Consider the following 14,128-nt stretch of genomic DNA (forward strand, 5'->3'; position numbering starts at 1 on the left):
GATCGCCGGCTCGGCACACGGCGGCGCCGCAGCACGACAGAAGCCCCGCGTCCGTCGGACGGGGGGTGCACGCCCGCCAGCCTATCTCGCGGCGGGGACAATAAGGCCGCAGAGCCGACGGCGGCGGCGCGCGGAACCGGATCTTCACCGGGGCGGCGCCGGGCGGAACCGGATCTTCACCGGGGCGGCGGCGCGAACCGGACTGACCGGGGCGGCGGCGCGGAATCGGATCTTGACCGGGGCGGCGGCGGCGTGGTCGGCTTCGACGATGACCGGACAGTGGCGGGCACAGTTTGACGCGGAGGTCATCTTCGCCAACGGCGGCGGGCTGCGGACCGACGGTTTCCGGCTCGACATCCCCGGTCGGGAGATCGGCGACGCCGAACTGGCGGCGCTGTTCGTCCGGCACCTCGGGCTGCTGATGGTGGCCGAGGTGCGAATCAGCGACAAGACGGTCCTCCATGAGCCGCACAAGGGCGGCCGGGGCCTGGCCGGCCCGGACGGCCTGGCCGGCGGGACCGGGCCGGACGGCGGGACCGGGCGGCGGCTGGTCGAGCTGAGCCACGTGGTGGCCGACGGGATGATCACCCTGCCGGGCTGGCCGGCCCCGCGGATCACCGAGTGGCTGACCCGCGAGGCGTCCCGGGCGAACTACGCCCCGGGCACCGAGTTCCAGGTGGGGCGGATCGACATGATCGCCAACACCGGCACGTACCTGGACACTCCCGCGCACCGCTTCGCTGGCGGCGCCGACCTCGCCGGCACGCCACTGGACCGCCTCGCCGACCTGCCCGGCATCGTGGTCCGGGTACCGGCCGGCACCCGCGCGATCGACCGGCTGATGCTGGCCCCGTACGACGTCACCGGGCGGGCGGTGCTGCTGCACACCGGCTGGGACGCGCACTTCGGCACCGACCGGTACGGCGCCCCGGAAGCGCCCCACCTCACCGGGAACGGCGCCCGGGCCCTGGTCGAGGCGGGCGCCGCCCTGGTCGGCACCGACTCCATCAACATCGACGACATGAGCCCGGCAGCCGCCGGCGAGCGACCGGCACACAGCACGCTGCTGGCCGCCGGCGTCCCGATCGTGGAGCACCTGACCGGCCTCGACGCGCTGCCCCCGGAGGGCTTCCGGTTCACCGCCGCCCCGCCCCGGGTTGCCGGCATGGGCACCTTCCCCGTCCGCGCCTTCGCCGTCCTCGACACCGCTTGATCGGCCGCCGGCAGCCGAAACCACGGACTTCGAACTGCTGAAATTAGCTGCATGGCGCTCACGTCGAGCATCGGCGACGACGGGCACGGTCACAAACCCGGCTGACATTCTCCGCACCACGCTGCTACCGGAGGCAGCGCCGCGAACCCTCGGGGCAGCGCGCGACCGGTCCATGGCGGGAAGCTGTCGGAATGCCACGGGAACCACACACCCCCAGCGGGTTGGCATTCCTCCCGTTCTCCGGCAGTCAGGCCGTCGCCGCTGGCCTGGTCACGTGGCGGATGCTTCGTGGGCCGTCCTGGCGTCGGCTGCTGCCCGACATCTACGTCCACGTCGACGGTTACCGTGAGAACGACCACCGGATGTGGTGCGACGCCGTTGCCCTGACCCTGCCGACGGGGGCCGCCATCAGCGGCCTCAGTGCGGCGTTTCTGTGGGGCGTCGATCTTCTCCCACGCGCGAGCCCGGTCGTCGTCACGCTTCCGGGGGCGGCCCGCCGACGCTCCACCCAACGGGTGTCGGTCAACCAACGGTCGCTCTCCGCCCAGGAGATCACCCGGTTCACCGGCTTGCCGGTCACCACCGGTGTCCGCACGGCCTTCGACCTCGGGCGGCAGTTGCCCCGGACAGACTCACTGGTCGCGGTGGACGCGCTGCTGCATCGGCGGGTGGTCAAGCTCCCCGCGTTGGGCAGCTACCTGGACACGCACAACGGCTGGCCCGGCACCACCCAACTGCGCGAGGTGCTCACGCTGGCCGAGCCGCTGAGCGAGTCGCCGATGGAGACCCGGCTCCGGCTCGTCCTGCACGACGCCGGCCTGCCGCCCCTGACCGCGCAACACGACGTCCATGGTGCCCACGCGCAGCGAGGACGCATCTTCCTCGGCCGCGTCGACCTCGCCTACCCGCGGTGGCGGATCGCCATCGAGTACGAGGGTGACCACCACCGGGAGCGCACGCACTTCCAGCGCGATGTCGCTCGACTGAACGCACTACGCGCGGCGGGCTGGTTGGTGCTGCGCTTCACGGCGGACGACGTACTGCGACACCCTGCCCGAATTGTCCGCCTGGTCACTGACGCAATCCACGAACGCCACGACCCAGTCAGGTGATCAGGACGCCATGGACCCTAAAACAGCCGGGTAACGTCCATGGCGTCCTGATCACCGGGGCGCTCGTGCGGCATTGCCGTTGGGCTGCCGGGGGCGCTCGTGCGAGCGGGGCTGCGGCGCTCGTGCGGGAGGAGCTGGAGCGCTCGTGCGGGAGGAGCCTGGGCGCTCGCTAGGAGGAGCGGGGTCAGTAGCGGACTGAGATGTGCTGGGTCGCCGCGTTGATCCGGGCGGTGCCGCCGTACGGGAGGATCAGCTGCGGGTCGGTGTGGCCGAAGTCGACGTCGAAGACCACCACCGCGTCCGGGTTGTAGGCGGCGAGCACCCGGGTGACCGCCTCCCGCTGCGCGTCCGCCCAGTCCCGCCGCTCGTCGGGGGTGTGCGGCCGGTCGAAGTCCCACGCCTTCGCCCGGCCGACGAGGACCGCCGGGAAGCCCGCGAGCAGCCCCCGCTCCCCCATGTTGCGCAGGATCCGGAACACCTCGGTGGCGGACGGCAGTTCCTCCGAGGTCTCGACCATCAGCACCGACCCGGCCAGTTCCCCTGCGGAGGGCACCCGGTCGGTCGCCATCAGCCAGTGCAGGATCTCCAGGTTGCCGCCCCAGGTGCGCCCCTCGACCATCGTCGACGGCCCCTGCCAGCGCCAGCCCTCCCCCGGGAACATCTCCGGCTCGACCGCCAGTGACGCCGGGTCCCGCCAGTCGCCGGGCTGGTCGCCCCACTCCGGCGCGGGCCTGAGGTCGTACCAGCCGGAGGTGAAGAGGGCGGCGCGCAGCGAGTCGAAGGTCAGCGGGTGCGGCCGACCCGGCCGGCCGAGGTGCACCAGCACCGACCCGCCGTGGTACGCCACGACGCCCAGCCGGTACAGGTGGTTGAGGACGTTTATGTTGTCGGAGCAGCCGAAGTACGGCTTCGGATTGGCCCGCAGTACGGCGTCGTCCAGGTGCGGGGTGACCGTGATCAGGTCGTCCCCGCCCACCGTGGCGAGCACGGCCGTGATCGTCGGGTCGGCGAAGGCCGCGGTCAGGTCCCGGGCCCGGTCACGGGGGTCGGCACCGAGCACCCGGGTGGTCGGATACTCCACCGGCTCCAGGCCGAACTCCTCGCGCAGTCGGCGCAGCCCCAGCTCGTACACGTGGGGGAAGAGAGCGGGCAGGCCGGCGGAGGGCGAGACGACCGCGACCCGGTCTCCCGGTCGGGGCTTGGGGGGATACATCGGTGAGGTCATGATCGGACGCTACCGGCCCGCCCAACCGGTTTTCCCGGCCCACCGAACCGCTGGTGGGAGCCACCTATCCTGGGCTCCCTGAAGTTGATCGAGAACCTGGAGCCCTCGTGACCACCCCGGCCGGACCTCCGCCGCAGCCCTTCCACGGCGCCCCGCCGCCCGGCCACCCGTGGGCAGGACACCCCTCGCGGCCAGCGCCGGTGGCCAGGCGCGTCCCGGAGGACCAGCCCTACGTGGTACGCCCCGGTCTCGCGAAACGCGGACTGGTGTCCATAGGGATCATGCTGGTCCTCATCCTCCCGATCGCCTTCTGCGCCGGCCTCGGCATGGTGAACTCGGCGGACCCGGAGATGCGCTCCCAGGCGGTCGTCGGCATCCTCGGCGTGGTGGCCTGCCTGCTGGCCCTGATCGGCCTGCCGCTGGGAATCCAGCTCTGGCTGATCGGCTCCGGCGGTCCGGTTCTGGCGCTCGGTCCAGCCGGGCTCTGGATCCGCACCCGGCCGACCCGGGGCCAGGCGATCTGGCTGCCCTGGGAGGGCGTCGCGCAGATCTCCCGCCGCCGGTGGAGCCTGGAGAAGATGCTGGTGGTCAAGGCACGCGACTCGCGGGTGCTCCAGCGCCTCGGGGTGTTCACGGCGGTGGACAGCGCGACGCTGAACGCCTTCTACGGCTCCGGGCTGGCCGCCACGCTCAACTTCGCCGACCGGCCCGAGGCGGAGATCATGTCGGCGGTCGCCCACTACAGCGCGGGCCGCTGCCAGATCAACTGACCCGCGGGGCGCGGACCACCGCCGGACCTCCCGACCGGCAGGGCACGGGCGGCCCCGCCCGGACCGGGCCGGGAAACGCCACATACCGGGCGCGAGGCACCCTAGGCTGACGGTGTGGACCAGGAGATGCGCGACAGGCCTCCGCGCACCGCCGCACTGCTGCTCGGCACCCTGGTGCTCGCCACCGCGTTCATCGCCGCGTACGTCGGCGCGCTGCACCGGCCCACGCCCCGCGACGTGCCGGTCGGCGTGGTGAGCGGCGACCAGAAGGCGCAGGCCGTCCTCGCCGCCGTACGGAACCAGACCGACATCCTCGAAGATGTCGACTACGGCGACCCGGACGCCGCCGCCGACGGCCTGCGCAACCGCGAGGTGTACGGGGTGCTCGCCAGCACCACCGAGGGCGGGCTGGTCCTGACCACCGCCAGCGCCGCCGCGCCCGCCGCGACCGACGTCGTCATCCAGGTGCTCGGCAGCGCCGCCCGACAGGCGGAGATGCCGTTGCGGATCACCGACGAGGTGCCGGTGGCGCCGACCGACCCGCGCGGGCTCGTGCCGTTCTACCTGGCCGTCGGGTACGTGCTGGGCGGATACCTCGCCGCCACCGTCCTCGGCCTGGGCAACGGCACGGCCCCGCGCAGTCTCCGCCGCGCCGGGCTGCGGATCGCCGCGCTCGCCGTCTACAGCCTGGTGCTCGGGGCCGTCGGCGCGGTCGTGGTCGGGCCGGTCCTGGACGTCTGGGACCACGACCTGGTCGGCATCGGCGCAACCGGGGCGCTGGCGGTGTTCGCGGCGGCGATGATCGCCTCGGCGGTGCAGGCCTGGCTGGGGCTGTTCGGCACCGGGCTGGTGATCCTGCTGCTGGTGGTGCTCGGCAACCCCGGCTCCGGCGGCATCTACGCCCCCGAGTTCCTTCCCACCTGGCTGCGCGGAATGCACCTGTGGAACGTGCCGGGGCTCGCCACCGACCTGCTCAAATCCGTCATCTACTTCGACCGCCGGTCGTCCGGCTGGCCGGCCACCGGGCTCACCATCTGGACGGCGCTGGGCGTGGTGGGTGTGCTCAGCGCCACCCTGTTCCACGCCGGTCGCCGGGCCGCCCGCCGCCCGCCACCCGCCCCTACCAGCACAGATTCGCCGACCGCCGGCTGAGGTGGCAGGAATGACTCCTTCCTGTACCGCGGGTGATTGCAAGGGTCCCCTCCTTACCGGCAGGGGACGCGGATACGATCCAGGGAGTCGGACAGCGCTGTCCTTCGTACTCGCGTAAGGAGCGCATCGTGACCGACCAGCATGACCATGACGGCCCCGACGCCGCACTGCGGGCCGACATCCGACGCCTCGGCACCCTGCTCGGGCAGACCCTCGCCCGCCAGGAGGGTCGGCCGCTGCTCGACCTGGTCGAGGAGATCCGGGCGCAGGTCCGCTCCGACGCCCCGGCCGCCGCGCAGCGCCTCGCCGGCCTGGACGTCACCACCGGCACCAAGCTGGCCCGCGCCTTCTCCACCTACTTCCACCTGGCCAACATCACCGAGCAGGTGCACCGGGGCCGCGAGCTGCGCCGCCGTCGTGCCGTCCAGGGCGGCTGGCTGGACCAGGCGGCCAAGATGATCGCCGAGCGCGGGGTGCCGGCCGAGGAGATCGCCGCGGCGGCCCGGCGGCTGGCGGTACGGCCCGTCTTCACCGCCCACCCGACTGAGGCGGCCCGCCGGTCGATCCTGTCCAAGCTGCGCGCCATCGCCGACGAACTGGACACCGAGACCGCCAACGCGATCCTCTACGGCGCCAGCGACGAGGGCCCGGCCAACCGCCGGCTCGCCGAACTGCTCGACCTGATGTGGCAGACCGACGAGCTGCGGCTGGACCGGCCGGACCCGACCGACGAGGCCCGCAACGCCATCTACTACCTGCGTGACCTGTACGCCGAGGCCGCCCCGCAGGTCCTCGACGACCTCGCCGACACGCTGCGCACCCTCGGGGTGGAGACCTCCCCGACCGCCCGGCCGCTCTCCTTCGGCACCTGGATCGGCGGCGACCGCGACGGCAACCCGTTCGTCACCCCGGCCGTGACCCGCGAGGTGCTGACCATCCAGCACGAGCACGGCATCGCGGCCACCGAGAAGGCGATGGACCACCTGATCAACGAGGTGTCGGTCTCCCGACGGCTGCGCGGGGTGTCCCTCGACCTCTCCGCCAGCCTCGCCACCGACCTGGACGCGCTGCCCGAGGTGGCGGCCCGGTTCCGGCGGGTAAACGCCGAGGAGCCCTACCGGCTCAAGGCCCGCTGCGTGAAGGCGAAGCTGGCCAACACCCGGCAGCGGCTACGCCAGGGCACCGCGCACGTGTCCGGCCGGGACTATCGCGGCTCGGCCGAGCTGATCGCCGACCTGGAGCTGCTGCGCGCCTCGCTGGCCCGCAACTCGGGCCAGCTCACCGCCGTGGGCCGGCTCGCCTCGACCATCCGTACGGTCTCCGCGTTCGGCCTGCACCTGGCGACCATGGACGTCCGGGAGCACGCCGAGGCGCACCACGCAGTACTCGCCCAGCTCTACGCGGCCGTCGGCGAGGTCTCCGAATACCCGTCGCTGACCCGGCTGGAGCGGACGAAGCTGCTCGCCGACGAGCTGACCGGTCGCCGGCCGCTCTCCACGCTGGACACCCCGCTGACCGAGGTGGCACGCAAGACGTTCGACGTGTTCGGCACCATCCGCGAGGCACAGGACCGGTTCGGCAACGAGGTCATCGAGTCGTACATCGTCTCGATGACGCTCGGGGTGGACGACGTGCTCGCCGCGGTGGTGCTGGCCCGCGAGGCCGGCCTGGTGGACGTGCACAGCGGCCGGTCCCGGATCGGCTTCGTGCCGCTGCTGGAGACCCCGAGCGAGCTGAACGCGGGCGGCGAAATCCTCGACGAGCTGCTCTCGCTGCCGGCCTACCGGGCGCTGGTGACGGCGCGGGGCGACGTGCAGGAGGTGATGCTCGGCTACTCCGACTCCAACAAGGAGGCCGGCATCACCACCAGCCAGTGGTCGATCCACCGGGCGCAGCGCGCGCTGCGCGACGTGGCCGCCCGGCACGGCGTACACCTGCGGCTCTTCCACGGTCGCGGCGGCACCGTGGGGCGCGGTGGCGGGCCGACGCACGAGGCGATCCTGGCCCAGCCGTACGGCACCCTGGACGGCGCGATCAAGGTCACCGAGCAGGGCGAGGTCATCTCCGACAAGTACTCGCTGCCGTCGCTGGCCCGGGAGAACCTGGAGCTGACCCTGGCCGCGGTGCTCCAGGCCACCCTGCTGCACACCGCGCCCCGACAGCCCGCAGAGCTGCTGGAACGCTGGGACGCCACGATGGAGCTGGTCTCCGACTCGGCCTTCCGGTCGTACCGGTCGCTGGTCGAGGATCCGGACCTGCCCGCGTACTTCTGGGCGTCGACGCCGACGGAACTGCTCGGCGCGCTCAACATCGGTTCCCGGCCGGCGAAGCGGCCGAACACCGGGGCCGGCCTCGCCGGGCTGCGCGCCATCCCGTGGGTGTTCGGCTGGACCCAGACCCGGCAGATCGTGCCCGGCTGGTTCGGGGTCGGCTCCGGCCTGGCCGCTGCCCGGGAGGCGGGGCTGGCCGACGTGCTGGCCGAGATGCACCGCAACTGGCACTTCTTCCGCACGTTCCTGTCGAACGTGGAGATGATGCTCACCAAGACCGACCTGAGCATCGCCCGCCGGTACGTCGAGACGCTGGTGCCGAAGAAACTGCACCCGATCTTCCACCAGATCGAGCAGGAGTACGAGCTGACCAAGCAGGAGGTGTTGGCGGTGACCTCCTCGCCGGCCCTGCTGGAGAACTCCCCGGTGCTCCAGCGCACCCTCGCCGTCCGCGACACCTACCTGGAGCCGCTGCACCACCTCCAGGTGGCACTGCTGCGCCAGTACCGGGAGTCCGGGGCGGCGGGCCGCGCGGTGGCCACCGCACCGGGCGGCCGGCGGGCGCCGAGCGACGGTACGGCGCTGGAGCGCGCGCTGCTCACCACGGTCAACGGCATCGCCGCCGGCATGCGCAACACGGGCTGAGGACAAGGAAGGGCACCTTCCTAACGCATTTCGCACAGGAAGGTGCTCTCCCTTACCCGGCAACCGACGAACTCGGCCGACACCGGTCACCGCCGACGCCGTCAGCCTCACCAGTCACCGCCGACGGCGTCGGCCCTCACCAGTCGCCGCCGCCGAAATCACCGCCCCCGAAATCACCACCGCCGAAGTCACCACCGAAGTCACCGCCCTGCTCGCCGTAGCCGGTGGCATCCCCGAGGCCCTCCTGGCCGGCGGCCTCGTAGCCGTAGCCGGGGTCGACGAAGGCGGGCGAGAAGAGCGCGTCGGCGATCAGCATGCCGCCGAGCACACCCGCGCCGGCGCCCAGCGCGGTCTTCCACCAAGGGGTGGAGTACCAGCCCGCCGGCACCGGCCGGCCCTGGTAGCGCCCGCCCGGGTAGTAGTAGGGGGTGTCCCGGCCGGGCTGCGGCCCGGCCTTGAAGCTCTGCCCCTGTACGTCGACCTGACGCTCCCGGGTGAGCTGCCCCGCGCCCTGCGCGGCGGCCAGCGGGGGCAGCTCGGGGCCCGGGTCGATGCCGAGCGCCACCCGGGCCGCCCGCGCGTAGGTCAGCCCCTCCAGCGCGGTCTCCCGGGCCAGGCGGTACTGCTCGACGCTGCGGGCCTGCTCCAGCTGGCTGCCGGCCGCGTTGTAGCGCTCCCCGGCGTCGACCAGCGCCTGACGCACGGCCGGATGGTCGCCGTGCAGGTTCATCACCTGGCCGCCGAGCCGCTCGTACCAGCGCTGGGCGTCGGCCCGCGCGTCGGCGAGGCGCCGGTCCTCCCGGGCGACGCTCTCCCGACGCCACCAGAGGAACGCACCCACCAGCAGCACCACGAGGATGAGCAGCGGCAGATATCTCATGCCTGCGACGTTACCCACGCCAGGCCAGCGCCACGCCTCCGTTCGGCGGGGTGGGAACCGGGGACCGGGGAGCGGCACGGCGACGCGTGGTGGGCCCGTCTGGCAAGCTCCGGGGGTGGACTTCTCGACGCTGGCCGTGGTGATCGTCTGCCTCACCGCCGGAGGCGCGGCCGGCTGGTACGCCGCCCGGGCGCGCTCGGCGACCGAGATCGCGCGGCTGGAGGCGACGTTGGCCGCCACCCGGGAGGGCGAGGGGCGGCTGGAGCAGTCCATGCGGGCACTGAGCTACGAGGCCACCGCGCAGTCCCAGGAGGCGGTGGCCCGCGCCGTCGCCCCACTGCACGACATGCTGCGCCGATACGAGCAGCGGGTCGCCGAGTTGGAGCACGACCGCGTCGACGCGTACGCCGAACTGCGTGAACAGGTCCGCGCGATGAGCACGGTCTCGGGCGAGCTGCGTACCGAGACGAAGCAGTTGGTGGCGGCCCTACGGGCGCCGCAGGTGCGGGGCCGCTGGGGCGAGCACCAGTTGCGCCGGATCGTCGAGGCCGCCGGCATGCTGGAACACTGCGACTTCTCCGAGCAGGTCACCGCCGCCACCGACCACCAGGGGGTCCGCCCCGACCTGGTGGTCCGGCTGCACGGCGGCCGGTCGGTGGTGGTGGACGCCAAGGCGCCGTTCGACGCCTACCTGACGGCGATGGAGGCCCGCGACGAGCGGGGCCGCGACACGCACCTCGACGCGCACGCGAAGCACCTGCGCGGGCACGTGGACGCGCTCGCGGCCAAGACCTACTGGGCCGCGTTCGACAGCACCCCGGAGTTCGTGGTGCTCTTCGTGCCGGCCGACCCGTTCCTCGACGTCGCGTTGCAACGCGATCCGACGCTGCTGGAGCACGCGTTCAGCCGCAACGTGGTGCTGGCGACCCCGGCCACCCTGGTCGCACTGTTGCGTACGGTCGCCTACTCATGGCGGCAGGAGGCGCTGGCGCGCAACGCGGTGGCGGTGCACTCGCTGGCCCGGGAGCTCTACGGGCGGCTGTCGACCCTGGGTGAGCACGTCGGCAAGCTCGGCGCGTCGCTCGGCGGCGCGGTGACGGCGTACAACCGGGCCGTCGGGTCGTTGGAGGCGCGCGTGCTGGTCAGCGCCCGCAAGCTCGCCGAGCTGGGGGTCTCCGACCAGGAGTTGGCCACGCCGGCCCAGGTCGAGTTGGCGCCCCGGCAGCCGCAGGCCCCGGAGTTGGTCGGAACCGTTGACGCCGGGTCGCCGACCGGTCGGTCGACACTGGACTGAAAGACGATACCTATCACCGCCGATGTGACAATGGACAGCCATCCATATCACGAAGTGGTCACAACGAACTCTCCGGTAGTGACAGTGACCAGCGAAGGCGCGAAGGATTCGGTCACGCGTGCCCTGCATCTGAGGGGCCCTGTTCTCTGGAGGAAAGAGAACGTGAGCAAACCCCGAAACCTGAGCCGGCGGACCTCCGCCGCGCTCTTCGCGTCGGTCGTGGCGGCCAGCGCCGTGACCGTGGCGGGCGGTGCCGCCACCGCGAGCGCCGCCCCCAACGCCGCACCCGACGCATCCCAGGCCACCCCCGTGGAGGCGCTGGGCTCGCACGACGCCAAGCTGCTCGGCGAGGCGGAGGCGAAGAAGGCCCCGACCGTCACGCTCATCGTGGCCACCAAGAAGGGCGAGGCGAAGGACGTCGCCGCCGATCTCAAGGCGCTGGGCGCGGCCGTCACCGAGCGCTACGACAGCATCGGCTACATCCTGGCCAAGGTCCCCACCTCCAAGGTGGTGAAGGCGGCCACGCTGCCCGGCGTCTCCGCCGTCGACCTGGACGAGACGATCCAGCTGCCCGACCCGACGCCCGAGGTGGCACCCTCCGGCAAGAAGGCGGCGAAGCAGGCCACGACCCTGTCCGGCCCCGGGGCCGGCACCCGGGCCGACAACCCCTACATGCCGACGAACGAGATCGGCGCGGTCGACTTCGTGGCGGACAACCCCCAGTGGGACGGCCGCGGCGTCACGATCGGCATCATGGACTCCGGTGTGGACCTCGGTCACCCGGCGCTTCAGAAGACCACCACCGGCGAGCGGAAGATCGTCGACTGGGTGACCGCGACGGACCCGTTCGAGGACGCCACCTGGCGCCCGATGCTCACCGAGGTTACCGGTCCCACGTTCACCTCCGGCGGCGCGACCTGGACTGCCCCGGCGGGCACCTACCGGTTCAACCGGTTCAGCGAGTCGATCACGGCCGCCAGCGACCCGGCCGGTGACGTCAACCGCGACGGCGACCGGACCGACACGTTCGGCATCCTCTACGACCCGGCCACCCACAACATCTGGGTGGACACCAACCAGAACAACAACTTCACCGACGACGCCGTGATGCGGCCGTACAAGGAGAAGTACGACGTCGGCTACTTCGGCACCGACAACCCGGCCACCCCGGTGGCCGAGCGGATCCCGTTCGTGGTCGAGTACCGCGAGGACGTGGACACCGCGCCCATCGGCGGCCCCGGCCTGCTGGACTACGTCAACATCGGCATCGTCGAGAGCACCCACGGCACCCACGTCGCCGGCATCACCGCCGCCAACGACATGCTCGGCAACGGCGCCTTCGACGGTGCCGCGCCCGGTGCCAAGCTGGTCTCCGCCCGGGCCTGCTCGTGGGGCGGCGGCTGCACCTACGCCGCCCTCACCACCGGCATGGCCGACCTGGTGATCAACCGCAAGGTCGACGTGATCAACATGTCGATCGGCGGTCTGCCGGCGCTGAACGACGGCAACAACGCCCGCACCGTGCTCTACAACAACCTGATCACCACCTACGGCGTGCAGATGTTCATCTCGGCCGGCAACTCCGGCCCGGGCCTGAACACCATCGGCGACCCCTCGGTGGCCGGCAACGTGGTCAGCGTCGCGGCGAGCATCAGCAAGGACACCTGGCTGGCCAACTACGGTTCCGCGGTGAAGAAGAAGAACGCGCTGTTCAACTTCTCCTCCCGCGGCCCGCGTGAGGACGGCGGCGTCAAGCCGAACATCGCCGCGCCGGGCTCGGCCATCTCCACCGCCCCGACCTGGCAGCTCGGCAACGCGGTCCCCGAGGCCGGCTACTCGCTGCCCCCGGGCTACGCGATGCTGAACGGCACCTCGATGGCCTCCCCGCAGGCCGCCGGCGCCGCCGCGCTGCTGCTGTCGGCCGCCAGGGCGACCGACAAGGGCGTCACCCCGGCCGCGCTGCGCCGGGCGATCTACAGCTCGGCCAAGCCGATCAACGACGTCCCGACGTACGCCCAGGGCTACGGCATGTTCAACGTGCCGGGCGCGTGGAAGCTGCTGCGCAAGGGCGTGGAGGCCCGGTCCTACACGTCCGATGCCTCGGTCTGCACCGTGCTGTCCGGTCAGTTGGCCACCCCGAACCAGGGCACCGGCCTCTACAACCGTTGCGCCTCCACGGACGGCGGCCAGCGGATCGGCCAGTCGAAGACCTACCAGGTCAAGCTCACCCGCACCAGCGGGCCGGCCGGCACCGTGAAGCACAACGTGGGCCTGCGCGGCAACGACGGCACCTTCAAGGCGCCGAAGACCGTCTCGCTCCCGCTGAACAAGACCGTCACCGTCTCGGTCACCGCCAAGCCGGCCACCGCCGGCGCGCACGGCGCGATCATGACGATCGACGATCCGGCCACCTCGGTCATCGACTTCGAGGTCTCCGCCGTCGTGGTGGCCTCGAACGACGTGAAGAAGCCGAACTTCTCCTTCTCTGCCGAGGGCTCGGTTGACCGGAACGGCTTCACCTCGTACTTCGTGACGGTTCCGCCGGGTGCGGGTGCCCTCCAGGTGAACCTCTCCGGCATCGCCACCGGTTCGCAGACCCGGTTCGTCGCCTTCAACCCGTACGGCGTGCCGGTGGACAGCACCTCCAGCCTCGCCTGCTACACCAACTTCGCCAGCACGGTCGTCTGCAACGCGTTCGAGCGCGACTACCAGAACCCGATCGCCGGGGTCTGGGAGATCGAGGTGGAGTCCCGGCGGACCTCGCCGTCGCTGAACAACCCGTTCCAGCTCACGGCGCGGGTACAGGGTGTCGCGGTCGAGCCGGCCGTGGTCGAGCTGCCGTCGGTCGACGCCGGCACGGCGACTCCGGTGACCTGGTCGCTGCGCAACGCCTTCGGCCCGGTCGCGGTGACCGGCCAGGGCGGCCCGCTCTCCAGCGTCCACGCCGAGCGGCCCACCATCACCGAGGGCGGTTCGCAGGAGTACATCGTGGAGGTGCCGGCGGGCGCGACCCGCTTCACCGCCCGAATCGGCAACACGGCCAGCGCCGCGGCCGACCTCGACCTCTACGTCTTCCGCGGCGCCGCGGAGGTCGGTCGGGCCGCCGACGGCGACTCCGAGGAGGCCGTGACCATCAACAACCCGCCGGCGGGCACCTACCGGGTGGTCGTCGAGGGCTACGCGGTGGACGGGGCCGGTGGCAGCACCGCCTACGACTACCGGGACTCGTTCTCCGCGGCGGCGCTGGGTAGTCTCTCGGCGCCCGCCACCCCGCTCAACCTGGCCCACGGCGCCACCGCCACCCTCACCGGTACGGTGACCGCCCAGTCCACCCCGGTCGCCGGTCGGGCGCTCTTCGGTGAGCTGTCCGTGGTGACCACCGAGGGCGCGGTCGTCGGCCGCGGTGCCGTCTCCATCGGCGCCGTGAACTGACCCGTCCCGCACCGGAACACCGGAGCCCGTCCCCAACCGGGGGCGGGCTCCGCCCGTTCTGCTCGCCGCCGCGTTGACGGTCTACGGACTGTGGCGCGGTCCGGCGCGAACCGGTGGTTGACCTCGGCCTCGCGC

At 72.2% G+C, this 14,128-nt stretch carries 9 protein-coding genes; 7 read left to right on the plus strand and 2 right to left on the minus strand.

Annotated elements, in window-relative coordinates:
- Nucleotides 1–268: 268 nt before the first annotated feature.
- Nucleotides 269–1,213, plus strand: coding sequence for a cyclase family protein (locus GA0070608_RS05335; protein ID WP_091622672.1), 945 nt, complete (start codon nucleotides 269–271; stop codon nucleotides 1,211–1,213).
- A 191-nt stretch (nucleotides 1,214–1,404) separates the two neighbouring features.
- Entirely contained in the window at nucleotides 1,405–2,325 is a 921-nt protein-coding gene (locus tag GA0070608_RS05340) for a DUF559 domain-containing protein (protein ID WP_091622676.1), read from the plus strand.
- Nucleotides 2,326–2,509: 184 nt separating this feature from the next.
- Here GA0070608_RS05340 and GA0070608_RS05345 read toward each other — a convergent pair whose 3' ends face one another.
- Nucleotides 2,510–3,550 (minus strand): S66 family peptidase, encoded by a 1,041-nt coding sequence (locus GA0070608_RS05345; RefSeq protein WP_091622679.1) that lies wholly within the window; start codon nucleotides 3,548–3,550, stop codon nucleotides 2,510–2,512.
- Between the two features lie 281 nt (nucleotides 3,551–3,831).
- On the opposite strand from GA0070608_RS05345, the gene GA0070608_RS05350 reads away from it, so the two are divergent.
- The 3 genes from GA0070608_RS05350 (at nucleotide 3,832) to ppc (ending at nucleotide 8,387) form a co-directional block, all read left to right on the plus strand.
- Nucleotides 3,832–4,320, plus strand: coding sequence for a hypothetical protein (locus tag GA0070608_RS05350; RefSeq protein WP_091622682.1), 489 nt, complete (start codon nucleotides 3,832–3,834; stop codon nucleotides 4,318–4,320).
- Nucleotides 4,321–4,434: 114 nt separating this feature from the next.
- Complete coding sequence (locus GA0070608_RS05355) at nucleotides 4,435–5,472, plus strand: hypothetical protein (protein WP_245715704.1); 1,038 nt, start codon at nucleotides 4,435–4,437, stop codon at nucleotides 5,470–5,472.
- Between the two features lie 128 nt (nucleotides 5,473–5,600).
- Nucleotides 5,601–8,387: a phosphoenolpyruvate carboxylase gene (gene ppc, locus GA0070608_RS05360; protein ID WP_091622685.1), complete on the plus strand. Its 2,787-nt coding sequence runs from the start codon at nucleotides 5,601–5,603 to the stop codon at nucleotides 8,385–8,387.
- A gap of 136 nt (nucleotides 8,388–8,523) precedes the next feature.
- Here the strand turns inward: ppc and GA0070608_RS05365 are convergent, their stop codons facing one another.
- The gene (locus GA0070608_RS05365; protein WP_091622689.1) at nucleotides 8,524–9,267 is read right to left on the minus strand and encodes a hypothetical protein; all 744 of its coding nucleotides are present in this window, start codon (nucleotides 9,265–9,267) and stop codon (nucleotides 8,524–8,526) included.
- Nucleotides 9,268–9,382: 115 nt separating this feature from the next.
- Between GA0070608_RS05365 and rmuC the strand changes: the two genes are divergently transcribed.
- Nucleotides 9,383–10,561, plus strand: a complete 1,179-nt coding sequence (rmuC, locus tag GA0070608_RS05370) for a DNA recombination protein RmuC (RefSeq protein WP_091622692.1) — start codon at nucleotides 9,383–9,385, stop codon at nucleotides 10,559–10,561.
- A gap of 162 nt (nucleotides 10,562–10,723) precedes the next feature.
- Entirely contained in the window at nucleotides 10,724–13,993 is a 3,270-nt protein-coding gene (locus GA0070608_RS05375; RefSeq protein ID WP_091622695.1) for a S8 family serine peptidase, read from the plus strand.
- Nucleotides 13,994–14,128 lie beyond the last annotated feature (135 nt).

Source organism: Micromonospora peucetia, from assembly GCF_900091625.1.
Taxonomy (GTDB): Bacteria; Actinomycetota; Actinomycetes; order Mycobacteriales; family Micromonosporaceae; genus Micromonospora; species Micromonospora peucetia.